Raw genomic sequence first — 25,855 nt, 5'->3', positions numbered from 1 at the left:
GTTCAACGCGATCGAAAATTCCCTCGACGCCTCCCCGGCCGCGCGATACCCCTCATCATGGGCGAAGGGGAAAACGGCATGGAAACGCAGGCGACGCCGACACGCTACGAAAGCCTCGATGCCATTCGCGGGGTCGCAGTGATGGGGATCTTGGCGATGAACATCGTCGCCTTCGCCGCTCCCTTTGCGGCTTACGTCAACCCCGTCGCCGGTGGCCCGGTCGGAAATCTCGATCTCGCGACCTGGTTCTTCAACTTCGTTTTCATCGATTCGAAGATGCGCGGGCTGTTCTCGATGTTGTTCGGCGCGAGCACGCTGCTGGTGATCCAGAGCGCCGCGGCGAGCGGCCGCAGCGCGGCCGAGGCCCATTATGCGCGGATGACCTGGCTGGCGATCTTCGGACTCATCCATTATTATTTTATCTGGTTCGGCGACATATTGTTCCTCTACGCGGTGTGCGGTCTGCTGCTCTTTGCCTTCCGCGACCTGTCGGTGAAAGCGCTGCTACGCTGGGCAGCCGCCTTCTTTCTCGTCGGGATCGGTCTGCTCGCCTCCGGCTGGCTGATGTTCCTGCTCGCCGAAACGGGCAATCTGCCGCCCGACGTCGCCTCCGGGCTGGCCGAGGATCTTGCCAAGATGAACGCCGACATGGGCCCCGGCGCGGCGAGCTATGCAAAGGATGTTGCCGTCCATCTCGGCGGCTATGGCGGCATCGTCGCGGCCAAGCTCGGCGACCACGCGGCCGAGCCGTTCGTCCAGGCACTCATGTTCCTGTGGGAGACGATGGGGCTGATGCTGGTCGGCATGGCGTTGTTCAAATCGCAGATGCTGACCGGCGCATGGGAGCCGGCGCGCTACCGTAAATGGGCGATCCGCGGGTTCCTGATCGGCATCCCCCCACTGATCGCCCTCGCTTGCTATCAGGTCGCGAGCGGATTCAGCGCGGTCTCGACCTTCGGCGCCTCGCTGTCGTTATCGGTGCCCTTCGACGTCGCGATGACGATCGGCTGGGCAGCGCTGATCATGCTGCTGATCAAGACCGCCGCTAGCGACGCGGTGCGCGCGCGCCTGGCAGCGACGGGGCGGATGGCCTTCACCAACTACCTGACCACCTCGATCGTGATGACGACGATCTTCTACGGCTATGGTTTCGGCCTGTACGGGGGCGTCGGGCGCGCCGCGCTTTATCTCTTCTGCTTCGGCATGTGGGCGGCGATGCTGCTGTGGTCGAAGCCTTGGCTCGACCGGTTCAACTATGGCCCGCTCGAATGGATCTGGCGCAGCCTGTCGCGGCGACAGTTGCAACCGATGCGGAAAGCCGCGCGGGCTTAAGCGCTGGCGGCGCGGCCGAAGGTCGACGGGCGACGCTGGACGAGGGGGTTCGCCTCGCGTTCCAGCGCTTCCAGCGTTTCCTCGAACAGCGGGCGTAGCGTGACGACGCGCGGCAGATATTCCTCGGGGCTGACCTGCGCCTCGACACAATGGCGACCGAACATCTCGATATCTTCGGACAGCGCACCAAGGCGTTCGGCGCCGAACTGGCGCGCCTCGCTCTTCAGCGTGTGCGCGGGCATCACGAGTCCGCGCGCGTCGCGGGCGCGCATCGCCTCTTCGATCGCGGCGACCGACTTGATGCCATCCTCACGGAAATAGCCGAGAATGCGCACGAACGCTGCCCCCAACTGGGTGCGCGTCGCGCGGAATTCGTTCCAATCGACCAGCATCTCGTCCAACGTTGCGTCCCTCGGTATTCAGCTCGGCCTTGGTCCCGGCCGCACCATGCGCCAAAGTCGGTAAAAAAGAGGTTACGCTGTTCCGAACCGCGCACGAAAGCCGCCCCGTTTTGGGTCAGTCGCGGCGCGCGCGCCAGCCGGCTTCCCCTGCAGGTTCGAGAGTCCAGCCATGTTCGGCGGCCAGCGCCGCGGCCTCGCGCCCTGCCTGCGGGTCGTCGGCGAGCAACAGCACGTCGCGCGCCTCGCGCATCGCCCGCGCGAGCCGCAGCGCGGGCCACGGGCAGCGCATGCCGCGCGCATCGACGACGACGCTCGCCGCGTCCCCGGCTATCTCAATCGTCATAGGGGTTGCGCGTGTTGCGGAAATTGAGGCGGATCGGCACCCCCTGGAAGCCCAGTTCCTTACGCATCCCGTTGGTCAGGTAACGCTGGTAGCTTGCGGGAAGCGCGTCGGTGCGGCTGCCGAAGACGACGAACGTCGGCGGACGCGTGCGCGCCTGCGTCATATAGCGCAGCTTGATCCGCTTGCCGCCGGGCGCGGGCGGGGGGTTCGCCTCGATCGCGCGTTCGAACCAGCGGTTGAGCTTTGCGGTGGAGACGCGGCTGGTCCAGATCGCGCGCTGTTCGAAGGCCACGCGCACCAGCGTGTCGATTCCCTTCCCCGTCGCGCCCGAGATGCTGAGCAGCGGCACGCCCTTGATCTGCGACAGCCCGTCGTCGAGCGCCGCGCGCACGCCGTTGAACAGCGACGAGGGATCTTCGGCGACGTCCCATTTGTTGAGCGCCACGATCAGCCCGCGCCCCTCCTCGATCACGCGGTCGGCGATGCGCAGATCCTGCGCCTCCAGCCCCTTTGTGGCGTCAAGAAGCAGCACGACGACCTCGGCGAAGTCGACCGCGTGGAGCGCGTCGGCGACCGACAGTTTCTCGAGCTTGTCCTGTACCTTGGCGCGCTTGCGCATCCCGGCGGTGTCGAACAGCTGGATCGGATGGACCTCGCCGTCCTTTTCCCACTGCCAGTCGACCCGGATCGAATCGCGCGTGATCCCCGCCTCGGGCCCGGTGATCAGGCGGTCCTCGCCGATCATGCGGTTGATCAAGGTCGACTTGCCCGCGTTCGGGCGCCCGACGATCGCGAGCTTGAGCGGGCCGAGCGGCGCGTCCTCTTCATCGCCATCGACCGCCTGTTCCTCACCGGCATCCATAAAGGGTTCGACGATCGGGCGCAGCGCGTCGAACAGGTCGACCAGCCCCTCGCCATGTTCGGCACTGAGCGCGAGAACATTGTCGAAGCCGAGGCTGTAAGCCTCCATCAGCCCCGTCTCGCCCTGCTTGCCCTCGGCCTTGTTCGCGCAGAGGATGATCGGGGTGTCCTCGCTGCGCAGCCAGCGCGCGATTTCCTCGTCGAGCGGCATCACCCCGGCGCGCGCGTCGATCAGGAACAACGCGGCGTCGGCCTCGCGTACCGCCTTTTCGGTCTGGACGCGCATCCGCCCCGGCAGCGTCGCCGCGTCCTGATCCTCGAACCCCGCGGTGTCGACGATCAGGAATTCGAGGCCGAGCAGCTTGCCGTCGCCCTCGCGCCGGTCGCGCGTCACGCCCGGCTGGTCGTCGACGAGCGCGAGGCGCTTGCCGACAAGCCGGTTGAACAGCGTCGATTTGCCGACATTGGGCCGGCCGACAATGGCGATCGTCGCAAGTCGCGACATGGCTTGGTTCCTATCTAATCCGGGCCGCCCCGGGCCCGGACGCGATCAGCGCCAGGCCGTGATGCGCCCGTCGTCTGCCAAAATATACAAGATATTGTTCGCGACCACCGGCGACTGCGACAGCGGCGCCTTGAATTCGGTCGTCGCGATCGTCGATCCGTCGGTCGGCGAGAATTCGACGAGCTGCCCCTCGCTGTTCACCGCGATCAGTCGGCCGCCCGCCAGGATCGGGCCAGTCCAGCGGATCGGGTCCTTCTTCTTCTTCTCGGTTTCGACGCGGAAGCGCGCAAGCTGCTGGAGCCAGCGGACCTTGCCACTGCCGCGCGCAACGCAGAGCAGCTTGCCGTCGTCGGTCATCGCATAGACCCACTCGCCGACCACATAGGGTGTCGAGATGCCTGCGATCGAGATTTCCCAGCTCCGCTGGCCGGTCACGAGCTCGTAGCTCGCCATGCGGCCGCCTTGACCGAGCGCGAAGACGCGGCCGCGGTCGATGACCGGGTCGGCGTCGACGTCCGACAGGGTCGACACCGACAGCGCCATCGAGGTGCGCGCAAGAGCGTCTTCCCAGAGGTCGCGACCGTTCTCGTAGCGATAGGCCTGCACCTCGCCCGACGAATAGCCGGCAACGATTGTGCCCTGCGCCGCCGCCGGCGACCCCGCGCCGAAGATGCTGCCAGCCTCGAGCGAGGCCGTCGCCTGCCACTGCACCGCGCCGTTCGCAGCGTTGAGCGCGAAAATCTGGTTGTCCTGGCTGATTACGTAGACGCCGCCGAAGGCGACCGTCGGCGCGCCGCGCAGCGGACCCGCAGGCTTAGCCTTCCACAGCACCGAGCCGTCGGTGGCATTCAGCGCGGCCACATCACCCGAACCGCTGGTGGCATAGACGGTGGTGCCGTCCACGGCCGCGCCGCCGCCGAACAGCGAATTCTTGAAATCCTTGCCCGTGCTGCCGATCGACACGCTCCACAGCTTCGTGCCGGTATCGGCGGCAAAGGCCGAAACGACCGCATCGGTATCGACGACGAACAGACGGTTATCGGCGATCACCGGCGAAGCGGCGAGGCGTTGCTTGTTGTTGCTGCCCGCGATGCTCGCTTCCCAGACCTTGGTCCGCGCCGCGCCGAGCGCGGGATGGCCCATCGATTTGGAAGCGTTGCCGCCCGATTGCGCCCAGTTCGGATTCACGACAGGCTCGGGCAGTACGACCGCGACCGATTCGGTGGCGGGATCGACCTTGATGCTGTTGTCGTTCGACAGGATCGACACGCGCTGGCCGACCGTCGGGGTCTTGGGACCGCCATTGCCCTTGAACGCGCCGCAGCCCGCCAGCGGCAGCGCAATCAGCATCGCGCCCGCCACATACTGAAGTTTCCGCATTTACTTGGCTTCCTCGCTCGTTGCGGCCGCCGCTGCGTCCGGCGTGCCTTTCTGGTTCGCGGCGACGCGTTCGGCCACCCGCTTCGCATCGGCCGCGATGCTCGCTGCCGCGCGGTCGGCGACCGCATCGACGCCGAGCATTCCCGCCATCTGGACGGCGCGCGACTGCAGCGATTTCGAAATTTGCGGCGTCTTGGCGATCCGGCCGTACAGCTTGCCCGCCTCGTCGAACTTGCCCTGCTGGTAATAGGCCGCGGCGCTGAGTTCGGCGGCGCTCGGGAACCAGCTCGACGCCGGATCCTTCGCATCGACGATCGGCTTCAGCCGCGCAATGACCGCTTCGGGCTTCAACGTGTCGAATTCGAGCGCGGTCTGCCGGATCAGCGCCATATCGCGCAGCGACTGGTCGAGCTTCGTGTCCGCAGCTACCTTCGCGACGAGCGCGGCGGCGCCCTTGATGTCGCCCGACTGCGCCTTCAGGTTCGACTGTTCGAGGAGCGCGGCGGCACGGTACGCGGGATCGCCCTCGCCCTCCAGCGTCTTCAGCGCCGCAGCCGCCGCCGACGGCTGGCCGCTCGCCACCTTGTCGAACGCCGCGAGCAGTTCTTCGGCCTTTTCGCCGCGCGCGACTTCCTGCCGGTGGCCCCAGTAGAGGTAACCGCCGAAAGCGAGCAGCGCCGCGATCACGCCCGCGACGATCCAGCGGCCGAAGCGCTGCATGATCGTGTCGAGCCGATCCTTGCGAACCGCCTCATCGACTTCCTGCAGCAGCGCCGCATTATTGTTCGTCGGGCTCAGGGCCAATCAAACCTCCATAAACCAGCGCCGGCTCCGCATGAGCAGCGCCCGCCGGCCGCTTCCTTAGCGGCGGCGCTGGCAAAGGCCAAGCGTTTCACTCGGCGCCTCATCCTTCGTAAATCTGATCCCCCGTCGGGAATGAACGGGACCTGACTTCGTCCGCATAATCCTTCACCGCTTCGGTAACGGCGCCCGACAAAGTCCCGTAGCGTTTCACGAACTTGGGGACGCGTTCGAACATGCCGAGCATGTCGTCGGTGACCAGCACCTGCCCATCGCATTGCGCCGAGGCGCCGATACCGATCGTCGGGCAGGCAACCTTGTTCGTGATCTCGATCGCGATCGATTCGAGCACGCCCTCGATGACGATCGAAAAGGCGCCCGCCTGCGCCACCGCGACCGCGTCCTCGACAATCGACCGCGCCTCCTCCTTGCTCTTGCCGCGCACGCCATAGCCGCCGAGGATGTTCACCGCCTGCGGGGTCAACCCGACATGCCCCATCACCGGGATGCCGCGCTGGGTCAGGAATTCGATCGTCGGAGCGAGCACCTTGCCGCCCTCGACCTTCACCGCCGCCGCGCCGGTTTCCTTGAGCAGACGCGCGGCATTGTCGAACGCCTGCTGCGGGCTGCCCTCGTAACTGCCAAAGGGCATGTCGACGATCACCGCGGCGTGATAGCTGCCGCGCACGACCGCCGCGCCGTGCAGCGCCATCATGTCCATCGTCACGCCGACCGTATGCGGCAGGCCATAGATCACCTGCGCGAGCGAATCGCCGACCAGCAGCATGTCGCAATGCGGGTCGAGCAGCTGCGCCATGCGGACGGTGTAGGCGGTAAGCATGACGATCGGCTCGCCACCCTTGCGCTGGCGGATGCGCGGCACCGTCAGGCGCTTCATCGGCTGCGGAGTCGGGTTGGCGCGGCTCGTCGACGTGTCGAGCGTGAGTGTTTTGGGGGTCGTGGACATGGCGCGGGGGTCTAGCCGATGCGACCGCGGTTTGCCAACCTTATCCGCCCGTCCGGTCAGGCCCCGGCGGCGGTCAACGCCGCGCGCTGCGTGACGGTGAGCGCGAGGTCCAGACTTCCCATGATGTCGTCGAGTTGCTCGACCGTCGTCGCGCTGGCGATCGGCGCAGTGACGCCGGGCTGCGCGGCGACCCAGGCGAGCGCGATCTGCGACAGCGTCGCGCCGGTTTCGGCCGCGATGGCTTCCATCGCCGTCAGCACCATCGGCCCCTTGCCCTCGAGATAGCGTCCGACGCGCGCGCCGCGCGGGCTTTTGCCAAGGTCGTCGCTGGTGCGGTACTTGCCCGACAGATAGCCCGAGGCCAGGCTGAAATAGGTGACCACCCCCAGCCTCTCGGCGATGCAGAGCTTTTGCAGCGCGCCCTCATATTGTCCGCGGTCGAGCAGGTTGAGCTCGGGCTGCACCACCGTGTAGCGCGGCAGGCCATTTGCGTCCGAAACGCGCAGCGCCTCGGCCAGCCGGTCGGCCGAATAGTTGGACGCGCCGATCGCGCGAACCATACCGCCATCGACAAGCTCGGCGAACGCGCCGAGCACCTCGTCCAGCGGTACGTCGGGATCGTCCTTGTGTGCGAAGTAGAGGTCGATCGTGTCGGTAGCGAGCCGGTCGAGCGAGCCTTGCGCCGCGTCGCGGATGCGATCGGGCTTCAGGCCGCCGGGCATCATCCCGACCTTGGTCGCGATCAGTATCTTGTCGCGCGCGCCGCGCGCCTTCAGCCAGGCGCCGATCATGCTTTCGGACTCGCCGCCCCTATGGCCGGGAACCCATGCCGAATAGACGTCGGCGGTGTCGATCATCCCGCCGCCCCGTTCGGCGAAGCGGTCGAGGATCGCGAAGCTCGCGTCGCGGCCCGCGGTCATCCCGAAGACATTGCCGCCAAGCACGAAAGGCTCGATCGAAAGCCCGCTTTGGCCAAGGGTCTTCTCGGTCATTTCGTAACTCGTTCCTTCACCGTGGGGACCGCCTCGCGCGGATTGTCGCTGAACAGCCCGTCGATACCGGTCGCCACATAGGTGCGAATCTCGGCCGCCAGATCGCCGTGCCCGGCGGGATCGACCCCGCCCTTGTCGGCGAGCGGCAGGAAATAATTCTCGCGGCGGAACGTCCAGGGATGGACCTTGAGGCCCACAGCATGGGCGTCGCGGACAAGCTTTGTCGGATCGCCGAGCGTGCCGAGCGCGCTCCGCGGAATGATCATTTCCTTGTATGGCCCGATCCCGTCGGCATAGGCGGCGACTGCCTTGAGCCCCGCCGGCGTCGCCATCGCGGCATAACTGAGCTTCGGATCGTCGGCGGGACCGCCCTCGCCGTCCATCAGCTGGATCAGCGGCAGATCGCTCTTCGCGCGGATCGCCTTCAGGTTGGCGACTTCGAAGCTCTGGATGAACACCGGCGCCTTGCGGCCGCGATAGCCATATCGGTCGAGGATCGCGAGCAAGGGCGCCTCGTGCGGCAGGCCGATCGACGCGAAATAGGTCGGATGCTTGGTTTCGGGATAGACGCCCACCGGCTTCACCCGGCTCTTGTTGGTCTCGGCCAGAAGGTCGAGGATTTCGGCGAAGGTCGGGATTTCATATTCGCCGTCGTGCGCGGTGCCGCGAAGCTGCGGCAACCGCTCCTTCGCGCGTAGCGTCTTGAGTTCGGCGAGTGTGAAATCCTCGGTGAACCAGCCCGTCACCGGCTTGCCGTCGATCGTTTTCGTCGCCTTTCGACCCGCAAATTCGGGATGATCGGCGACGTCGGTCGTCTCCGAAATCTCGTTCTCGTGCCGCGCGACGAGAACGCCGTCCTTGGTCAGCACGAGGTCAGGCTCGATAAAGTCGGCGCCAAGCTCGATCGCAAGGCGGTAGCTCGCCAGCGTATGTTCGGGCCGTTCGCCCGACGCGCCGCGATGCGCGATGACGATCGGCGGCTGGCCGTCGAGCGTCGGTTCGGCCGCCACGGGATCAGCCCCGCATCCGGCAAGCGAAAGCGCGAGCAGCGCAGCGAGCCAGCGGATCATGCAAAACGCCGCTGCCAGTCTTCGGCCGAAAATCCGACGCTGAGATCGCCGTCGGCATCGACGAGCGGGCGGCGGATCATCGCGGGCTGGTCGAGCATCAGCGCCTTCGCCGATGTGGCGCCCAGCCCTTCCTTCGCGGCTTCGGGCAGCTTGCGAAAGGTCGTACCACTCCGGTTGAGCAGTTTCTCCCAGCCAAGCGTGTCGATCCAGCCCTGCAGCCGCGCCGCGTCGAGCCCGTCCTTGCGATAATCGTGAAAGTCATAAGCGACACCGTGATCGTCGAGCCAGCGGCGCGCCTTTTTAACCGTGTCACAGTTCGGAATGCCATAGAGTGTCAGTGTCATAAATGCCGCGTAGAGCCTGCCGATTACAGATCGAAGGCAGCGACCCTAGGACAGCGACGCGGCGCCTGCAATGCGGCCATTCGCGCTCGCCAGCTTTCCGCGGAGCGCCCGCGCGAAGCCCTCGTGGAGTGCCCCCGCGACATCGGGGTGCGTCCCCAGATAGGCGCGTAGCCCGGCAGCGGGGATGAACCACAGCCGCGCGTTGCTGGTCAGCACGACGGTTCCCGTCGCGTGGGCGCCGTCGAGCACCGTCGCCTCGCCGATCAGCGCGCCGTCGGCAAGCGCGCCGACGTCGGCGCCGTCGCGGCGGATCGCCGCCCGCCCCTCGGCAAGATAGAAAAGGCAGGGAGCGGCTTCATTTTCGCGGATCAGCACTTCGCCGCGCTTGGCCGAAATCCAGAAGCCTTCGTCGATCAGCGCCCGCGCGGTCGCAGGCGGCAGGCCCTTGAAATGAAGGTCGCGCAATTCCTGTTCCTCGGGCGAGAAGCGGACTTGCGATCCCTGCAACCACAGGCGTGCGATCAAGCCCAGGTTCACGAGGAGGATCGCGAGGATCAGCAGCGTGAACAGCGTTCCGCGCCAGCCATAGAGCGCGACGGGCAGCGCGAGCAGCGCGGCGATGGCAAGGCCGAAACGGACGTGATTGACGCGCGCAACGAAACTGGCCGCCAGCAGCGCGACGAGAGCCCCATAACCGAACCAGGCCGGATCGAAATTGGCCATATCCAACGACTTTTACGGTACGGTCCCCAAGCGGACCACTAGGCCGATAACGTTACCGATTGCCCAACGCCTTGATGAAAAATCGGCATGGACCTACAAAAATCTGAAATAAACTATCATTTCCTGGCAGAAGAGAAAAGCTTCGCTGCGCAAAATACTCCTCTCGGCTAATTTAATCACTCTTGCTTGCTTCCCAGGGGCATAGGCTTCATGGCGGCGGGCGATTCGCGTTTGGATCGAAATTGGCGTAGAAGACGGTCGATATGACGAAACAATGGCAACCGCACAGCTGGCGCTCGCACGAGGCCCGACAGCTCCCGATCTACAACGACGAAGCGGCCCTCGCGGCGGCCGAAAAGGAACTCGCGGGCTATCCGCCGCTCGTCTTTGCGGGCGAGGCACGCGATCTGACCGCCGACCTCGGCCGCGTGGCAGAGGGCAAGGCTTTCCTGCTCCAGGGCGGCGACTGTGCGGAGAGCTTCGCCGAATTCCACCCGAACAACATCCGCGACACCTTTCGCGTGCTGCTCCAGATGGCGGTCGTGCTGACCTTCGCGTCGAAAATGCCGGTGGTGAAGCTCGGCCGCATGGCGGGCCAGTTCGCGAAGCCGCGCTCGGCCGACATGGAAGAGGTGAACGGCGTCGAACTGCCGAGCTATCGCGGCGACATCATCAACGACATCGCGTTCGAGGCCGGCGGCCGCGCGCCCGATCCGCAGCGCATGGTCAAGGCGTACAACCAGTCGGCGGCGACGCTGAACCTGCTGCGCGCCTTCGCCGGCGGCGGCTATGCCAACCTGCATCAGGTCAACGCCTGGACGCACGACTTCATGGACCGCAGCCCGTGGGCGAAGAAATATCAGGAAACCGCCGCGCGGATTTCGGAGGCGCTCGCTTTCATGGAAGCGTGCGGCGTGACGCCCGAGACGGTACCGCAGATCAAGGGCACCAGCTTCTACACCAGCCACGAGGCGCTGCTGCTCCCCTATGAGCAGGCGCTGACGCGGCAGGACAGCCTGACCGGCGGCTGGTACGGCCTGTCCGGCCATTTCCTGTGGATCGGCGACCGCACCCGCTTCGAGGGGTCGGCGCATGTCGAATATCTGCGCGGCGTCGGCAATCCGATCGGCATGAAGTGCGGCCCGAGCCTCGAGCCCGACGTGCTGCTGCGCCTGCTCGACACGCTGAACCCGAACCGCATCCCCGGCCGGATGACGCTGATCACCCGCTATGGCCATGACAAGATCGAGGCGCATCTGCCGAAGCTCGTCCGCGCGGTGAAGGAGGCGGGGCATCCCGTCGTCTGGTCGTGCGACCCGATGCACGGCAATGTCATCAAGACGAACAACGGCTACAAGACGCGCCCGTTCGAACGCATCCTCGCCGAAGTGCGCGGCTTCTTCGCCGTCCACCGCGCCGAGGGCACGCATGGCGGCGGCATCCATATCGAGATGACCGGCCAGAATGTCACCGAATGCACCGGCGGCGCGATGGATGTGACCCAGATGGATCTGGCCGACCGTTATCACACGCATTGCGACCCGCGTCTCAACGCGGGGCAGAGCCTCGAGCTTGCTTTCCTGCTCGCAGAAATGCTCAATCAGGAGATGTCGGAGCGGGCCCGGCAGGCGGCCTGACAAGGCCCGTCATTGCGAGCGAAGCGCAGCAATCCGGGGCGGGTTACGCGACCCTGGATTGCTTCGCTTCGCTCGCAATGACGAGGTTGTTATTTTCCGGGCCACAGCTTCCTGTCGGCAAAAACATGCCCAAGCGCGACGTGCAGGTCGGCATCCTCCGCCGCGCCGCCGAGCGGCACCTTGTCCGAAAATTCGTCGCTGGTACCGTGATAGTCGCTTTCGAGGAATTTCTCGAGCAGCGGCATGTCCGAGAAGCTGCCACCGACCATCAGCGAAGTGACACCCTTCGCACCCAGCGCCCAGCCGTCTTGCCGCTGGACGAAGGCGTCGGCCTCGCCATCCTCGTCGAGTTTGCGGCCGAGCTTGGTCGCGGCGGCGCGCACCACCATATCATAGGCGGGCTTGCCGCGCCCGATCGTCGCGACGGGGGTGCCGCGCGGCGAGATGGCAATCGTGTCGATGTTGAGCGCGACGGTGATGTCGGCGAGCGGCACCACCGGATGGTCGGCGAACCAGTGCGCGCCGAGCAGGCCTTTTTCCTCGGCGGTGGTCGCCATGAAATAGATATCGCGATCGGGGCGCTTCCCGCTCGCGAGGCGCTTTGCGACCGCGGTCAGCACCGCAATCCCGCTCGCGTTGTCGACCGCACCGTTGCAGATTCGGTCCTTGGGATCGTCGGGCGCGCAGATGCCGAGATGATCCCAATGGCCGAGGAACAGCACCGCCTTGCCGTCGGGCTTCGCGCCCGGCAGCTTTGCGATGATATTGTTGCTCTCGTAGGCGCGCACGACCGAGGTCGTCGCGAAGTCCGCGGTCGCGGGGAGCGCCGCGCCCTTGTAATCGGCCGCCTTTGCTGCGGCGCGAAGCGCGGCTCCTTCCTGTCCCGCCTTCTGGAACAGCGTATCGGCGGCCGTGGGCGACAGGAAGCCGGTTACGGGTGCGCCCGGCGCGGCCGAAGCAAGGCGAGTTGCTTTGCCGCCGACTGAACTCTGGAGCTGGCTCCACAACGCGTCATCGGTGGCAACGACCAGCACCGCGCTCGCACCCGCATCGGCCAGCTTCTGCCGCCGTTCGCGATAGCGCGGAAGATTCTCGCCGAAAGGCGCATTGTCATAGAGCATCACGGCGACCTTGCCGCTGACGTCGGCATTGACCTTGCCCGCGCCGTCAAGGCCATAGCCGACGAACACGACCGGCAGGTTTGCCAGCGAAACCTTGGCATCGCGCCCGGTCAGCAGTACGCCGTCTGCACCAACGCCGAGATCGCTGCCTTTCAGCCTGAACGTCGCTGTCCCACCCGTCGCCTGCGTCTCGATCAGCGGCACGCCCTGCAGCCAGGGCGTCGCGCTGCCCGGAACGGGTTCGAGCCCGAGCTTCGCCCACTCGCCGACGACATAGGCGATCGTGCGATCCTCGCCCTCGGTGCCGGGGGCGCGGCCTTCGAAGGCATCGCTCGACAGGATTTTTATATGATCGGCAAGCTCGGCCTCGGTCACCGGCGCGTCGCGCTTGGCGGGAGCGGCGGAAACGGCAGGAGCGACGGCGACAAGGGCGACGGCCGCGATAGCGGCATGGAATTTCGTGATTTTCATGGGGCTGCCGCATGGCATTTCCGCCACCGACAGACAAGGCGCGTTCGTCGAACGACGAACGGCAGCCGCTACCGCCCCGCTCGCTCCAGCAGCGCGCGCGCCGCCGCGACGTGCATATCCTCGATCATCCGCCCTTCGTGCCGCTGCGCGCCGCCGGTCGCAGCAGCGATCAGCGCCTCGGCCTCGGCAATCTCGCGCGCCGACGGCGCGAAGGCAGCGTTGCACGGGTCGACCTGCGACGGGTGTATCAGCGTCTTGCCGTCGAAACCGAGCCGTCGAGCCTCGGCCGCTTCAGCGGCGAAGCCCGCCGTATCGTCGAGCGCGTTATATACGCCGTCGAACGCCCAGACGCCGGCCGCGCGCGCCGCAAGCACGATGGTCTGGATCGCGACGCTCATCGCGCTGCGGTCCATGCCGTCCGGCAGCTTCAATTCATGCGCCAGATCGTTAAGACCGGCGATCAAACCCACAACGGCCGGGTCCGCTGCAATGTCGCGCGCGGCATAGATGGCGACCGGCGTCTCGATCATCGCCAGGATCGGCACGCCCAGCGCGCGCACCGGATCCAGATCGGCGACCGCATCGACCTTCGGCAGCACGACCGCGTCGAGCGCAAGGCCGTAGAGCGCCGTGATGTCGGCCTCCTGTTCCCAGCTTCCGGTCGCGTTGACGCGCACCGCGATACGCTTGCCGGGATAGCCCGCCTCGACCGCGCGGCGCATCGCCTCGCGCGCCTCGATCTTGCGGTCCGCGGGTACCGCATCCTCAAGGTCGATGATCAGCAGGTCGGCGGCGAGCCCCTGGGCCTTTTCGAGCGCGCGCGCGTTCGATCCGGGGACATAGAGCAGCGAGCGGGGCGGTGCGGCGTCGGTCGTCATGCTCTTTTCTGTGGCGCACCCGCAGCATTGCCGCAATAAGGAAGCGGGTTTGCAACGACGCAATCTTGCAAGAGGGGATGATCGATGGAATTCGCGCTCGCGCTGGTGGTTCTGGCTCTGGTGTTCCTGATCTGGGCGCTGACGCCCGTCCGGCAGGGCTATGCCTATACCATCGAACGCTTCGGCCGCTTCACCCACACCGCGCAGCCCGGCCTCAACTTCATCATGCCGATCTTCGACCGCGTCGGGCGCAAGGTGAACATGATGGAACAGGTGCTCGACATTCCGGGGCAGGAGATCATCACCAAGGACAATGCGATGGTCGCGGTCGACGGCGTCGTCTTCTTCCAGGTGCTCGACGCCGCGAAGGCCGCCTATGAGGTGAGCGACCTTTATCTCTCGATCATGAACCTGACGACGACGAACCTGCGCACCGTGATGGGTTCGATGGACCTCGACGAAACGCTGTCGAAGCGCGACGAGATCAACACCCGGCTGCTGCACGTCGTCGACGATGCGACGACGCCTTGGGGGGTCAAGATCACCCGCGTCGAGATCAAGGACATCCGCCCGCCCGCCGACATTTCGAACGCGATGGCGCGGCAGATGAAGGCCGAGCGCGAGAAGCGCGCCAACATCCTCGAGGCCGAGGGCAGCCGCGCGTCGGAAATCCTGCGCGCCGAGGGGCAGAAGCAGAGCCAGATCCTCGAAGCCGAAGGTCGCCGTGAAGCCGCCTTCCGCGACGCCGAGGCGCGCGAGCGCGAAGCCGAGGCCGAAGCGAAAGCGACGCAGATGGTGAGCGAGGCGATCGCCAGCGGCAACGCGCAGGCGATCAATTACTTCATCGCGCAGAAATATGTCGAAGCGGTGAGCCAGTTCGCGACCAGCCCGAACAGCAAGACGATCCTCTTCCCGGTCGAGGCGACGCAGCTGATCGGCACGCTCGGCGGCATCGGCGAACTCGCCAGGGACGCGCTCGAACGCAAGACGGGAGCCTGACATGCCCGACTTCATCGCCAATATGGAACCGCATTGGGCATGGCTCTCGCTCGGCGTCCTGCTCGCCGCCGCCGAGATCGTCGCGCCGGGCTTTTTCCTGATCTGGGTCGGCGCCGCGGCGGTCGTCACCGGGGTGATCGCATGGGTCGTGCCGCTGAGCATCCCGCTCCAGCTCGGTATCTTCGCGATCCTGTCGTTCGTCGCGCTCTATGGCGGGCGCCGCTGGCTGAAGGCGAACCCGATCACCACCACCGACCCGCACCTCAACCAGCGCGGCGGCCGCCTCGTCGGCGAGGTGCTGACGGTGACCAAGGCGATCGAGGACGGCCGCGGCCGCGCCAAGGTCGGCGACGGCGAATGGCCGGTACGCGGGCCCGATATCGCCGAGGGGTCCAAGGTTCGCGTCGTCAGCGCCGAGGGCGGCGTGCTGGTCGTCGAGGCGCTCTAGCCCCCGCGCGGCCGCGCATAGATCGCGACGACATCGCCCAGCGCGTCGCTCTCTCCAATGCGCCGGAACCCGAGCTTCGCGGCCACGCGTTCGGACGCGCCGTTGCCGGGGTCGATGATGCAGCGCACTTCGGTCGCGTCGAGATTCTCGTCAGCCCAGCCGAGCGCAGCGGTCATCGCCTCGGTCGCATAGCCGGCGCCCCAATGATCGGCGTCGAACGCCCAGCCCGCTTCGGGTACGCCCTCGAGCTCGGGGATGCCGCGGCAGAAATAGCTCAGCCCGCCCATGCCGACGAGCGCGTCGCTCGCGCGGTCGGCGAAGACCCAATAGCCGAACCCCATCACCGGCCAGAGCCCCGCCGAGCTCAGGAACTTGCCCCAGCTGACGTCGGGTGTGCGCGGTTCGCCGCCGATGAAGCGCGTGACGCGCGCGTCGGCCCACATTGCGATATGGACGTCCTTGTCCGAAAAGCGCGTCGGGCGAAGGCGAAGGCGATCGGTCTCGATCGTCGGGGGCGCGGCGAGTTTCGGGGCGGTGAACATCGACCCGACATGCCGCAGCGCCGGGGCGCCGGTCAATCCGCCCGATCAATCCGCGACGAAGAAATGGTCGAACAGGTCGTGGAGCACCGCCTTGCCGTCGACCTGCGGCTTGGTCCGCATGACCGCCAGCGTATCGACGCGCGCCAGCACGTCGACGTGCCGCGTCACCACCTGATAGGGCGGGCGATCGACGAAATCGTGGAACAGGAAGATGCAGTCGGGCTTGCAGTGGATGATCGACTGCAACAGGCAGGCGACGCGAAAGCGGCCGTCGAGCAGCACGGCATCGGGGCTGCCCGCAAGCTTTCGCCAGACATCGACATGATAGCGCGGCCAGTCGCGCGCCCGGCCCGCGTCGGCGGGATAGCCGCCCTCGCGCGTCGGGCCGATATCGGCATGGAAGGGGGTGAAATCGATCGCGGCGCGCGCCAGATTCTGCCCCACTTCGTCGAGCCAGGCCGCGTCGCCGTCGACCGCGACGATCTTGCGCACCTGCCGCGCCGCGACGAGCGTCGCGTTGCCGCAGCCGAACTCGAGCAGCGAATCCCGCCCCGCGAGTTGCAGCTCAAGCTGCGTGATTTCCGCCGCCGACATCCGTGGCTGCATGACGCCTCCCCTGACCCCAAGCGGGGATATGGGACAGAGACAGGGACGTCCAGTGGCAAGCGGCGGCCTTGGGCGGGAAGCTGCCATGCCTTGCCTTGTCATCGCGGCATTGATTTTTCAAAGTTCAGGAAAGTTCAGCCCATTGCGTCACCGGTTTGGGACCGGGGGGGGGGTGCCGAACGCCTCTCGCCCGCCTCGCCGCGTTGATTCCCCACGTAAGAGCGTAGGATGAAGGCTGACACAGCCGGATAATGTAGGAAAGGCTTATTTGAAGGCGATGGCGGCTTTGGAGTGGGGAGCGGACATCCTTCTGTGATCCCCGGCGAAAGCCGGGGCCCAGGGAATTCTCACACAAGCCTGGTGCTTTGCCGCTCTGGGCCCCGGCTTTCGCCGGGGATCACAATGCCCGCAATCGGTCGAATTCCGCCGTCCGCTTAAGCAGCGGCCGCGGCCAGTTCGGGCGCCGACGACTGCGCCGTCACAACGGCATCGGCATAGTCGCTTTCATATTTGCCGATCAGCGCGCGGTCGTCGTGGTTCCACGGATGGAAGCCCGGCATGAAATAGGCGAGCCAGGGGAAGAAGCTGCGGCGCAGGATGCCGGGGCTGCCGAGCAGATACCACCAGATTCGCGCGCTGACGCGCCAGCCGGTGAGGCCGTCCTGCCTGAGCAGCGCCTTCATCCCCTTGACGCGGCGCGGCCAGAAGCGCGTCGTGACGAGCAGCATCATCAGCGACTTGGCGCGCCAGCGGCGAAAGCGGCTCCAGTCTTTCGTCGCGTGGAGCCAGGTGTCGTAGGCGACGCCCTTATGCTCGATCTCCTCGATCGCATGCCATTTCCACAAGGCCGCCCATTCCGCTTCGGCGCCCTCGTACATCTTGGGATCCTTCAGCATCACCGCCGCCATCATCGCGGTGTAATGTTCGAGCGCGATCGTCGCCATCAGGTTGACGATCGGCGGACGCGCCTTGATCAGCGCCATCACCTCGTCGACGTCGCCCTCGAGTTCCGAGAGATCATAGCCGGCTTCGGCCGCCTTCCGGTTGAAGACGACATGCTCGCGGCTGTGGATCACCTCCTGCTGGGTGAAGGCGCGGATCTCGCGCGCCAGCTTGTCGGGCACGCCCTCGCGGTGCTCCTTCACCGCCTCGATGAACATCGCCTCGCCCTTCGGGAAGGTCACCGACAGCGCGGTGTGGAACGCCGAGGCGATCGGGTCGCCGTTCAGCCACCAGCGGCCCTGCCTGTCCTCGCGCCCGAAGCGGACGTCGCGCGGCGTTATCGTAAGGTCATTCGGGGTCGGGGAGTGCGAAAGGCTGGACATATGATCCTCACCGTCGGAAAGGGGTGTCAAGGACGTGGGGACGTCCCGTGGGGTGAATAATAGAGGTTACTTACAGTGGTGTCAATTGCAGTCAAGAAGCGTCTGAGTCCCGGGGAAAGCCGCGCGGCTGCGCTCGACGCCGCCCGCCAGATCCTGATCGAGAGCGGACCGCAGGCGGTAACGCTGAAAGCGGTCGCGGCGCGTGTCGACCGCACACACGCGAACCTGCTGCATCATTTCGGCAGCGCGGCGGGGCTGCACCAGGCGCTGATCGAAAGCATGGCGGAATTCGTGACGACGACGATCCGCGAGACGGTGTTTCGCCAGCGCGCGAATGAGCAGAATCCGCGCGAAGTCGTCGACCTCGCCTTCGACGCCTTCGACACCGGCGGCGCCGGGGCGCTCGCAAGCTGGATGATCCTGTCGGGCAACGAGGATGCGCTCACCCCGATCCTGCAGGCGATCCACGACCTCGTCGAGGAATTGCGCGAGGAGCATAGCGAGGACGAGGCGCCGATCGAGGACGAGACGCTGCGACTGGTGCTGATGGCGCTCGGCGACGCACTGTTCGGCGCCCCGCTCGCCCGCGCCCTCGGCCTGCCGCGCAACCGCGCACGCGAGATCGCCTATGAATCGATGATCAACAGCGGGATCGGCAAGCGCGGGTGATGCCCTAGCCAAATCGCGCCTTTCCCACTAAAGGCGCCCGATGCATTTCCTCGACCAAGCAAAGATTTTCGTGAAGTCCGGCGACGGCGGCCCCGGCGCCGTGTCGTTCCGGCGCGAGAAATATATCGAATATGGAGGTCCCGACGGCGGCAACGGCGGCAAGGGCGGCGATATTGTGTTCGAAGCCGTCGCCGGCCTCAACACGCTGATCGACTTTCGGTATACCCAGCATTTCAAGGCGCGCCGCGGCACCCCCGGCGCGGGCCGCGACCGCACCGGCGCGGGCGGCGACGATCTGGTGATCCAGGTCCCGATCGGCACGCAGATCCTGGCCGACGATGACGAGCGCACCCTGCTGCTCGACCTCACCAAGGAGGGCGAGCGCGTCCGCTTCCTGCGCGGCGGCGACGGCGGCCGCGGCAACGCCAGCTACAAGACCTCGACCAACCGCGCGCCGCGCCAGCACGGCCCGGGCTGGCCGGGCGAAGAGGCATGGGTGTGGCTGCGTTTGAAGCTGCTCGCCGATGCGGGGCTCGTCGGGCTGCCCAACGCGGGCAAGTCGACCTTCATCAACGCCGTCTCCAACGCACAGGCGAAGGTCGGCGCCTATGCCTTCACGACGACGCGCCCGCAGCTCGGCGTGGTCAGCCACAAGGGGCATGAATTCGTCGTCGCCGACATTCCGGGGCTGATCGAGGGCGCCGCCGACGGCGCGGGGATCGGCGATCGCTTCCTCGGCCATATCGAACGCTGCCGCGTCCTCCTCCACCTCGTCGATGCGAATGACGAGGATGTCGCGACCAGCTATCGCATCGTGCGCGACGAACTCGAAGCCTATGGCGAAGGCCTGACCGACAAGCCGGTGGTCGTGGCGCTCAACAAGGTCGACACGCTCGACGAGGAACTGATCGCGGCGCTCTCGGCCGAGCTCGAAGCCGAAAGCGGCTATCCGGTCATGGCGCTTTCGGGCGCCAGCGGCGCGGGCATCGAAGCGGTGCTCGACAAGCTGCTCGAAGCCGTCGGCCAACCCGAACCGGGCGCCGATCCCGACGAGGATGACGCATCGGGCGACTGGTCGCCGATCTGATCACCGCGCCTCCAGCACCATGTTGAAGGGCCCTTCGGTCGCGCGGCGGACGCTCGCAAAGCCGCCCGCGCGCACGACATCGGACAGCCGCGCCTCGCCCGCCTGTGCGCCCAGCCCCTCGCCGACCTCCTGATCGAGCGAGGTCGGGACGCAGATCATCGTCGACGCGTTGTAATAGAGGCGCCCGACCGGGTTCATATTGTCGGCGGGCGTATTGCCCGCGACCGGCTCGACGATCATCCACGTCCCGTCCGGCGCCATTATGCGGCGCATTTGCGCGGCGCAGCCGCGCGGGTCGCCCATGTCGTGCAGGCAATCATACATGGTGATCAGGTCGAACCCCTCCTCGGCGATCTCCTTTGCCGCCGCGACCTCGAAACGCACGCGATCGCCATAACCATGACCAGCGGCGTGGCGCCGCGCCTCCTCGATCGACGGCGCGTGGAAATCGAAGCCGACGAACCGGCTTTCGGGGTATGCGTCGGCCATCAGCAGGGTCGAGAAGCCGACCCCGCAGCCGACGTCGGCGACCGCCGCACCGCTCCGCAGTTTCGCCTCGACGCCATCCAATGCGGGAATCCAGTTCTGGACGATATTGTTGACATAGCCGGGGCGGAAGAAAGCGCCCGTCGCGCAAAAGAGGCAACCGGCATGGTCGCCCCAGCGCACCCCCGTGCCGTGGCGGAAACAATCCTCGACCTTCGGCTGCGCCTCGATCATCGCGGCGATCAGGTCGAAGGCACCGGCAAGAAAGACCGGGCTGTCGCGATGGACGAACACCATTGCCTGTTCGGGCGAGAGGCTGAACCGCTCGCTCGCCGGATCATAGTCGACATAGCCGCTCGCTGCCTGCGCCAACGCCCATTCGCGGACATAGCGTTCGTGGAGATTGCCCGCGCGCGCCGCGAGATCGGCCGCGGTCGCGGGCCCCTCCGCCAGCGCGTCGAACAGCCCGAGGCTGAATCCCAGCCGCACCGTGGGCACACTCATTCCGCCACCAAGATCGCCGAGCATCTTGCCGACGAACGCGTGCAGTCTTTCTTCGTCCAAAGCGGTCGCCATCGCATCGCTCCTCACCCGATTGGCTTGCGACTCTCCAGAAGGCTCGATGAGGCCCGCTCAGCATAGCATAGCCGCGCGAAGCCTGCGATATTCGCATTGGCACCCCTGCCCGCGCACGCTATCGGCGGCGCATGTTGTTCGCGCCCGCCTCCTGCCCCAGGCTGATCGTCAAGATCGGATCGGCGCTGCTCGTCGATGAGGACGGCGCGGTGCGGCGCGAATGGCTCAAGGGGATCGCCGCCGACATCGCCGGGCGCATCCGCGCCGGCCAGCAGGTCGCGGTCGTCTCTTCGGGAGCGATCGCGCTCGGCGCGCGGCGGCTGGGGCTGGCCAAGGGCGGCCGTGCCAGCCTCGAGGATGCACAGGCCGCGGCGGCGACCGGGCAGATCGCGCTCAGCCATGTCTGGGCCGAAGTGCTGGGCGCCGAAGGGCTGACCGCGGCGCAGATGCTCGTGACGCTCGACGACCTCGAGGATCGCCGCCGCTATCTCAACGCCTCGGCGACGCTCGACCGGCTTTTGAACCTCGGCGTCGTGCCGGTGATCAACGAGAATGACAGCGTCGCGACCGAGGAAATCCGCTTCGGCGACAACGACCGGCTCGCCGCGCGCGTCGCGCAGGCGGCGGCGGCGGGCGGGGTGATCCTGCTTTCGGACATCGACGGGCTCTACGACAGAAACCCCGCCCTCCCCGGCGCCACCCATATTGCGCGCATCGAACGCATCGATGGCGCGATCGAGGCGATGGCCGACGCCGGATCGGCGTCGGGCATGGGGTCGGGCGGGATGGTATCGAAGATTGCGGCGGCGCGCATCGCCAACGCCGCGGGGGCGCATCTGGCGATTGCATCGGGTCACATCGATCGGCCGCTGTCGACCGAGGCCCGGCACAGCTTGTTCGTCGCTGAAAAAGGCGCGAGCGCGCGCAAGGCATGGCTCGCGGGCGGGCTGACCGCGAAGGGCCGCCTGACCATCGACGCGGGCGCGGCGAAGGCGCTGCGCGGCGGTGCAAGTCTGCTCGCCGCCGGGGTGACCGACGCGAGCGGCAACTTCGCACGCGGCGACATTCTCGACATCGCGGGAGCCGACGGCCGCGTGATCGCGCGCGGACTTTCGGAATATCCGGTGGCCGACGCCAGGGCGATCCTCGGCCTCGGCCGCGACGCGCAGGAGGCGGCGCTCGGCTATGCTCCCCGCACGGCGATCGTCCACCGCGATCATATGGTGCTGCTGTGACGAACCGCGTGCTCGCGATGACCGGCGCGACCGGCTTCGTGGGCGGTGCAACCGTGCGGCAGGCGGTCGAAGCGGGCTGGCACGTCCGCGCCCTGACCCGCCGTCCGCAGGAGCTGCGCGAGGGCGTCACCTGGATCGCCGGCGCGCTCGATGACCCCGAAAGCCTTGCCGCGATGGTATCGGGCGCCGAGGTCGCGATGCATATCGCGGGCGTCGTGAACGTGCCGACGCGCGCCGCGTTCGAAGCGGGCAACGCCGTCGCGACCGCCAATGTCGTCGACGCGGCGCGCGGCGCCGGGGTGCGGCGCTTCATCCACGTCTCGTCGCTCGCGGCGCGCGAACCCGAGCTGTCGAACTATGGCTGGTCGAAGGAGCGCGCCGAACGCGTCGTGCTGGCGAGCGGGCTCGACTGGACGGTCGTGCGCCCGCCCGCGGTGTTCGGCCCCGGCGATACCGAGATGCTCGACCTGTTCCGCATGGCGCAGCGCGGGGTGATGATGCTGCCCCCGCGCGGTCGGATGTCGGCGATCTATGTCGAGGAACTCGCGCGCCTGCTCGTCGCGCTGGCGAGCGACGACGCGACGAGCATCGGCCAGACTTACGAGCCCGACGACGGCACCGCCGGCGGCTGGTCGCACAAGGACTTCGCGCAGGCGATCAGTGGCGCGGTCGGACGCGATCGCGTTGCGACGCTCGCGATCCCGGCGACCCTGATCAGGGCGGGCGGGCGACTCGACCGGTTCGTTCGCGGCGATCGCGCCAAGCTGACCCCCGACCGCGCGCGCTATATTTCGCATCCCGACTGGGCGGCGAGCGAGGGCGCGCGCCCGCCCGCCGACCTGTGGCAACCATCGCTCCCGACCGCCGACGCGCTCGCCGAAACGGTGCGCTGGTATCGCGCCGAAGGCTGGCTCTGACGGCGCTCGTGGCCCACGGCGGCACACCGGTCGAAGCGTGCATTGCCAAGGACGGGGCGCAGCCCTAGGTTCCGGCGCATGACAGACAGTAGCGCGACGCCTCCGACCGACCCCGCCAGCCCCTGGGCCATCCCCGTCCGCCGCCCGCTGCCGGGCGAGGACAAGCGCAAGAGCGGCACCAGCTTCCCGCGCAAGGTCTGGAACCTGCTCGTCGGGATCAAGGACGCGCTGGCGCTGATCTTCCTCCTGATGTTCTTTGCGCTCCTCTTCGGGCTGCTCGCCGGGCGGCCGAACGCCGCCTTGCCGGTCAGCGAGGGCGCGCTGCTGATCGATTTCAACGGTGTCGTGTCCGAACAGCCGTCCGACGTCGATCCGCTCGCGGCGCTGTCGGGGGGCAACCAGCTCAAGGAACTTCGCACCCGCGATGTCGTCCACGCGCTCGAAACCGCGGCGACCGACAAACGCGTCACCTCGGTCGTGCTAGACCTCGACCGCTTCCTCGGCGGCGGGCAGGTCTCGCTCGCCGAGATCGGCGCCGCAGTCGACAAGGTGCGCACGAAGAACAAGCCCGTGCTCGCCTTTGCGACCGCCTACACCACCGACAGCTACCAGATCGCCGCCCATGCGAGCGAAATCTGGGCCGACACCATCGGTGGCGTCGCGATCGCCGGCCCGGGCGGATCGCGCCTTTATTACAAGGGGCTGATGGACAAGCTCGGCGTCACCGCGCACATCTATCGCGTCGGCACCTTCAAGAGCGCGGTCGAACCCTATCTGCGCAGCGACCAGTCGCCCGAGGCGAAGGAAGCCGACCTCGCCTATGCCGGGGCGCTCTGGGAAAACTGGCTGACCGACGTCAAGAAGGCCCGACCGAAGGCCAAGATCGATGCGTTTATCGCCGACACGGCGGGCGCCGTGAAGGCCGCGGGCAACGACTTGTCGAAGGCGGGCGTCGATGCCGGCCTGATCGACAAGGTCGGCAGCCGCATGGCGTTCAGCGCGCGCGTCGCCGAAATCAGCGGCACCAGCGACGACAACCGGCCGTGGGAATTCGCCGCGATCCCGCTCGAAAACTGGGTCGCCGCCAATCCGGTGAGCGAGGCGGGCGCCGCGATCGCGGTCGTACCGGTGGTCGGCGAAATCGTCGATGGCGAGGCACCGAACGGCAGCGCCGGCGGCGACACCGTCGCGCAGCATATCCTCGACGCGGTGGCCGACAGCGGCACGAAAGCCATCGTGCTCCGCGTCGATTCCCCCGGCGGATCGGTGCTCGCGTCCGAGCAGATCCGCCAGGCGCTTTTGCAGGCGAAGGCGAAGAAACTGCCTGTCGTCGTCTCGATGGCCAATGTCGCCGCGTCGGGCGGCTATTGGGTCTCGACCCCCGCCGACCGCATCTTCGCCGAGCCGGAGACGATCACCGGATCGATCGGTGTCTTCGGCATCATCCCGAGCTTCGACCAGACGCTCGCGAAGATCGGCGTCAACGCCGACGGCATCGCGACGACGCCGCTGTCGGGCCAGCCCGACGTGTTCGGCGGCGTGAACGACGAGTTCAATGCGCTCGCGCAGGCAAGCGTCGAGGACATCTACGCGCGCTTCACCGGCCTGGTCGCGAAGAGCCGCAAGCAGCCGATCGAGAAAATCCGCACGATCGCCGAAGGCCGCGTCTGGGCAGGCGGCACCGCGCGCCAGATCGGCCTTGTCGACCAGTTCGGCGGGCTTCCCGACGCGCTGGCGGCCGCGGCGAAGCTCGCGAAGATCGACGGCGCCTTCCACGCCAAATATTATGAGGAAGAGCAGAGCGAATTTTCGAAGATGATCGCAAGCCTGACCGGCGGCGAGCAGGAGCAGGAAGCGGCGGCACCCCGCGGCTGGTTCGGCATCGCGGCGATGAACCGCGATCTCGTCCAGCGCCGGCTGGTACAGGACCTGTCGCTGCTCGCGAAAACCGGGTCGGTGCAGGCCGCGTGCCTCGACTGCCGTGCGTTCCTGCCCGCCGTGCCGCGCGCGAGTGGGCGCGAAGCGCAGGGGTTCCTCGCGACGCTGGCGCTGTTGCTGAAATAGACGGAAGCGGGAATTGCATGTTCCCCCGCGGAGGCGGGGGTCCATCACCCATCGGTGCTATTTCGAGCCTTCGGGAGATGGGTCCCCGCCTTCGCGGGGACGCACAGCGTTTTCAATGCGCCCGCCCACTACGCCGCCAACGCGACGCCCCGCGCATGCTCCGCAATCGCCCCGGACAGCGTATCGACGAGCGCGAGCGGCAGGTCGTGCCCCATGCCGGGGATCGTCAGCAAACGCGCGCCGGGAATATTCTCCGCTGTGTCGCGCCCGCCGGCGAGCGGGACGAGCGGGTCGGCCTCGCCGTGGATCACCAGGGTCGGCGCCTTGATCGATTTCAGCATCGGCCGCCGGTCGCCGTCGGCGACGATCGCCGCCATCTGCCGCGCGACGCCTTGCGGATACCAGCCGCGCTCATGGTCATTGCGGACGCGACGCTGCAGCCGCTCCTCCTCGGCCGGATAATCGGGGCTGCCGATCACGCGCGCGGCGTTGATCGAATAGGCAATCATCGCCTCGGGATCTCCGCTCATCGGGCGGTTGGCAAGGACGCGCATCGCCTCCTTCTGCGCGCGCGGCAGCCGGGGGTTGCCGGTGGTCGACATGATCGAGGTCAGCGACAGCACGCGCCCCGGATAGCGCGCCGCGATATGCTGCGCGATCATCCCCCCCATCGACGCCCCGACGACATGCGCCTGCTCGATGCCGAGATGGTCGAGCAGCGCCATGCCGTCGGCCGCCATGTCGGCGAGCGTATAGGCGCTGCGCACCGGCAGCTTGAGCGCCGCCTTGACGAACATCCATTTGAGGTTGGGCACGCCCGCCGCATCGAAGCGCGTCGACAGACCGACGTCGCGATTGTCGTAGCGGATGACGCGGAAACCGTGCGCCACGAGCGCGTCGACGAATTCGTCGGGCCATAAAGTCAGCTGTCCGCCTAACCCCATCACCAGCAGGATCGCGGGCGCGTCCTTCGGCCCCTTGTCCTCATAGGTGATGCTGATCCCGTTCGCCGTCGCCTGCTCGGTCGTCATTCCACTCTCATCCTCTGCCGTTAGCCGACCAACATGCCGCGAAG

Annotated in this window: 26 protein-coding genes; 9 read left to right on the top strand and 17 right to left on the bottom strand. The window is 67.0% G+C overall.

Going from position 1 to position 25,855, the window contains the following annotated elements:
* Positions 1-78: 78 nt before the first annotated feature.
* The gene (locus QOL68_RS01005; RefSeq protein WP_282946123.1) at positions 79-1,332 is read left to right on the top strand and encodes a DUF418 domain-containing protein; all 1,254 of its coding nucleotides are present in this window, start codon (positions 79-81) and stop codon (positions 1,330-1,332) included.
* On the opposite strand, the gene QOL68_RS01000 is transcribed toward QOL68_RS01005, so the two are convergent.
* The 10 genes from QOL68_RS01000 to QOL68_RS00955 form a co-directional block, all read right to left on the bottom strand.
* Positions 1,329-1,724, bottom strand: coding sequence for an Hpt domain-containing protein (locus tag QOL68_RS01000; RefSeq protein ID WP_058455617.1), 396 nt, complete (start codon positions 1,722-1,724; stop codon positions 1,329-1,331). The two genes, QOL68_RS01005 and QOL68_RS01000, sit on opposite strands and share 4 nt — an antisense overlap.
* A 124-nt stretch (positions 1,725-1,848) precedes the next feature.
* Positions 1,849-2,076: a sulfurtransferase TusA family protein gene (locus QOL68_RS00995; RefSeq protein ID WP_282946121.1), complete on the bottom strand. Its 228-nt coding sequence runs from the start codon at positions 2,074-2,076 to the stop codon at positions 1,849-1,851.
* Positions 2,066-3,442: a ribosome biogenesis GTPase Der gene (der, locus tag QOL68_RS00990; protein WP_282946119.1), complete on the bottom strand. Its 1,377-nt coding sequence runs from the start codon at positions 3,440-3,442 to the stop codon at positions 2,066-2,068. Before der ends, QOL68_RS00995 begins: the two co-directional genes overlap by 11 nt.
* Before the next feature lie 45 nt (positions 3,443-3,487).
* Positions 3,488-4,822: an outer membrane protein assembly factor BamB family protein gene (locus QOL68_RS00985; protein ID WP_282946117.1), complete on the bottom strand. Its 1,335-nt coding sequence runs from the start codon at positions 4,820-4,822 to the stop codon at positions 3,488-3,490.
* A complete protein-coding gene (locus QOL68_RS00980; protein WP_282946115.1) occupies positions 4,823-5,626 on the bottom strand; it encodes a tetratricopeptide repeat protein in 804 nt (267 codons plus the stop codon).
* Between the two features lie 100 nt (positions 5,627-5,726).
* The gene (panB, locus tag QOL68_RS00975) at positions 5,727-6,590 is read right to left on the bottom strand and encodes a 3-methyl-2-oxobutanoate hydroxymethyltransferase (RefSeq protein WP_058455612.1); all 864 of its coding nucleotides are present in this window, start codon (positions 6,588-6,590) and stop codon (positions 5,727-5,729) included.
* Positions 6,591-6,646: 56 nt separating this feature from the next.
* On the bottom strand, positions 6,647-7,582 hold the full coding sequence (locus tag QOL68_RS00970; RefSeq protein ID WP_282946112.1) for an aldo/keto reductase: 936 nt from the start codon (positions 7,580-7,582) through the stop codon (positions 6,647-6,649).
* Complete coding sequence (locus QOL68_RS00965; protein WP_282946110.1) at positions 7,579-8,652, bottom strand: glycerophosphodiester phosphodiesterase; 1,074 nt, start codon at positions 8,650-8,652, stop codon at positions 7,579-7,581. Before QOL68_RS00965 ends, QOL68_RS00970 begins: the two co-directional genes overlap by 4 nt.
* The gene (locus QOL68_RS00960; RefSeq protein ID WP_282946107.1) at positions 8,649-8,996 is read right to left on the bottom strand and encodes an ArsC family reductase; all 348 of its coding nucleotides are present in this window, start codon (positions 8,994-8,996) and stop codon (positions 8,649-8,651) included. The genes QOL68_RS00965 and QOL68_RS00960 overlap by 4 nt, the downstream gene beginning before the upstream one ends.
* Before the next feature lie 45 nt (positions 8,997-9,041).
* Positions 9,042-9,719, bottom strand: coding sequence for a cyclic nucleotide-binding domain-containing protein (locus tag QOL68_RS00955; protein WP_058455608.1), 678 nt, complete (start codon positions 9,717-9,719; stop codon positions 9,042-9,044).
* A gap of 263 nt (positions 9,720-9,982) precedes the next feature.
* On the opposite strand from QOL68_RS00955, the gene QOL68_RS00950 reads away from it, so the two are divergent.
* Entirely contained in the window at positions 9,983-11,356 is a 1,374-nt protein-coding gene (locus QOL68_RS00950; RefSeq protein ID WP_204992446.1) for a class II 3-deoxy-7-phosphoheptulonate synthase, read from the top strand.
* Positions 11,357-11,445: 89 nt separating this feature from the next.
* Here the strand turns inward: QOL68_RS00950 and QOL68_RS00945 are convergent, their stop codons facing one another.
* Both QOL68_RS00945 and QOL68_RS00940 read right to left on the bottom strand, forming a co-directional pair.
* Positions 11,446-12,948, bottom strand: a complete 1,503-nt coding sequence (locus QOL68_RS00945) for a M28 family peptidase (protein WP_282946103.1) — start codon at positions 12,946-12,948, stop codon at positions 11,446-11,448.
* A 68-nt stretch (positions 12,949-13,016) separates the two neighbouring features.
* Positions 13,017-13,826 carry an HpcH/HpaI aldolase/citrate lyase family protein gene (locus QOL68_RS00940; RefSeq protein ID WP_282946101.1) on the bottom strand — a complete coding sequence of 270 codons (810 nt, stop codon included), beginning with the start codon at positions 13,824-13,826 and terminating at the stop codon, positions 13,017-13,019.
* Between the two features lie 84 nt (positions 13,827-13,910).
* Here QOL68_RS00940 and QOL68_RS00935 point away from each other — a divergent pair, with 84 nt between their 5' ends.
* Together QOL68_RS00935 and QOL68_RS00930 are read left to right on the top strand one after the other, a co-directional pair.
* Complete coding sequence (locus tag QOL68_RS00935) at positions 13,911-14,825, top strand: SPFH domain-containing protein (RefSeq protein ID WP_058455604.1); 915 nt, start codon at positions 13,911-13,913, stop codon at positions 14,823-14,825.
* A gap of 1 nt (position 14,826) precedes the next feature.
* Complete coding sequence (locus QOL68_RS00930; RefSeq protein ID WP_058455603.1) at positions 14,827-15,273, top strand: NfeD family protein; 447 nt, start codon at positions 14,827-14,829, stop codon at positions 15,271-15,273.
* On the opposite strand, the gene QOL68_RS00925 is transcribed toward QOL68_RS00930, so the two are convergent.
* From QOL68_RS00925 to QOL68_RS00915, 3 genes are all read right to left on the bottom strand, one after another.
* Complete coding sequence (locus tag QOL68_RS00925; RefSeq protein WP_282946098.1) at positions 15,270-15,851, bottom strand: GNAT family N-acetyltransferase; 582 nt, start codon at positions 15,849-15,851, stop codon at positions 15,270-15,272. The two genes, QOL68_RS00930 and QOL68_RS00925, sit on opposite strands and share 4 nt — an antisense overlap.
* Before the next feature lie 9 nt (positions 15,852-15,860).
* On the bottom strand, positions 15,861-16,421 hold the full coding sequence (locus QOL68_RS00920) for a class I SAM-dependent methyltransferase (protein ID WP_282946097.1): 561 nt from the start codon (positions 16,419-16,421) through the stop codon (positions 15,861-15,863).
* A 434-nt stretch (positions 16,422-16,855) separates the two neighbouring features.
* The gene (locus QOL68_RS00915) at positions 16,856-17,746 is read right to left on the bottom strand and encodes a metal-dependent hydrolase (protein WP_282946096.1); all 891 of its coding nucleotides are present in this window, start codon (positions 17,744-17,746) and stop codon (positions 16,856-16,858) included.
* An 84-nt stretch (positions 17,747-17,830) separates the two neighbouring features.
* On the opposite strand from QOL68_RS00915, the gene QOL68_RS00910 reads away from it, so the two are divergent.
* Positions 17,831-18,415, top strand: coding sequence for a TetR/AcrR family transcriptional regulator (locus QOL68_RS00910; RefSeq protein ID WP_502957383.1), 585 nt, complete (start codon positions 17,831-17,833; stop codon positions 18,413-18,415).
* Positions 18,416-18,455: 40 nt separating this feature from the next.
* Positions 18,456-19,502, top strand: coding sequence for a GTPase ObgE (gene obgE / locus QOL68_RS00905; RefSeq protein ID WP_282946095.1), 1,047 nt, complete (start codon positions 18,456-18,458; stop codon positions 19,500-19,502).
* Here obgE and QOL68_RS00900 read toward each other — a convergent pair whose 3' ends face one another.
* Positions 19,503-20,564 carry a class I SAM-dependent methyltransferase gene (locus QOL68_RS00900; protein WP_282946093.1) on the bottom strand — a complete coding sequence of 354 codons (1,062 nt, stop codon included), beginning with the start codon at positions 20,562-20,564 and terminating at the stop codon, positions 19,503-19,505.
* Between the two features lie 131 nt (positions 20,565-20,695).
* Between QOL68_RS00900 and proB the strand changes: the two genes are divergently transcribed.
* The 3 genes from proB (at position 20,696) to sppA (ending at position 24,780) form a co-directional block, all read left to right on the top strand.
* Positions 20,696-21,799 (top strand): glutamate 5-kinase, encoded by a 1,104-nt coding sequence (gene proB, locus QOL68_RS00895; RefSeq protein WP_282946091.1) that lies wholly within the window; start codon positions 20,696-20,698, stop codon positions 21,797-21,799.
* Between the two features lie 17 nt (positions 21,800-21,816).
* The gene (locus QOL68_RS00890; protein WP_282948239.1) at positions 21,817-22,716 is read left to right on the top strand and encodes an SDR family oxidoreductase; all 900 of its coding nucleotides are present in this window, start codon (positions 21,817-21,819) and stop codon (positions 22,714-22,716) included.
* Positions 22,717-22,794: 78 nt separating this feature from the next.
* Complete coding sequence (gene sppA / locus QOL68_RS00885) at positions 22,795-24,780, top strand: signal peptide peptidase SppA (protein WP_282946089.1); 1,986 nt, start codon at positions 22,795-22,797, stop codon at positions 24,778-24,780.
* A 128-nt stretch (positions 24,781-24,908) separates the two neighbouring features.
* Here sppA and QOL68_RS00880 read toward each other — a convergent pair whose 3' ends face one another.
* On the bottom strand, positions 24,909-25,811 hold the full coding sequence (locus QOL68_RS00880) for an alpha/beta fold hydrolase (RefSeq protein ID WP_282946087.1): 903 nt from the start codon (positions 25,809-25,811) through the stop codon (positions 24,909-24,911).
* Positions 25,812-25,855: the final 44 nt, after the last annotated feature.

The sequence above is a fragment of the Sphingopyxis sp. Geo25 genome, from assembly GCF_949769135.1.
Classification (GTDB): Bacteria; Pseudomonadota; Alphaproteobacteria; order Sphingomonadales; family Sphingomonadaceae; genus Sphingopyxis.
Note: the sequence above shows the minus strand (reverse complement) of the source record. Positions and strands in the feature narration are given on the sequence as shown.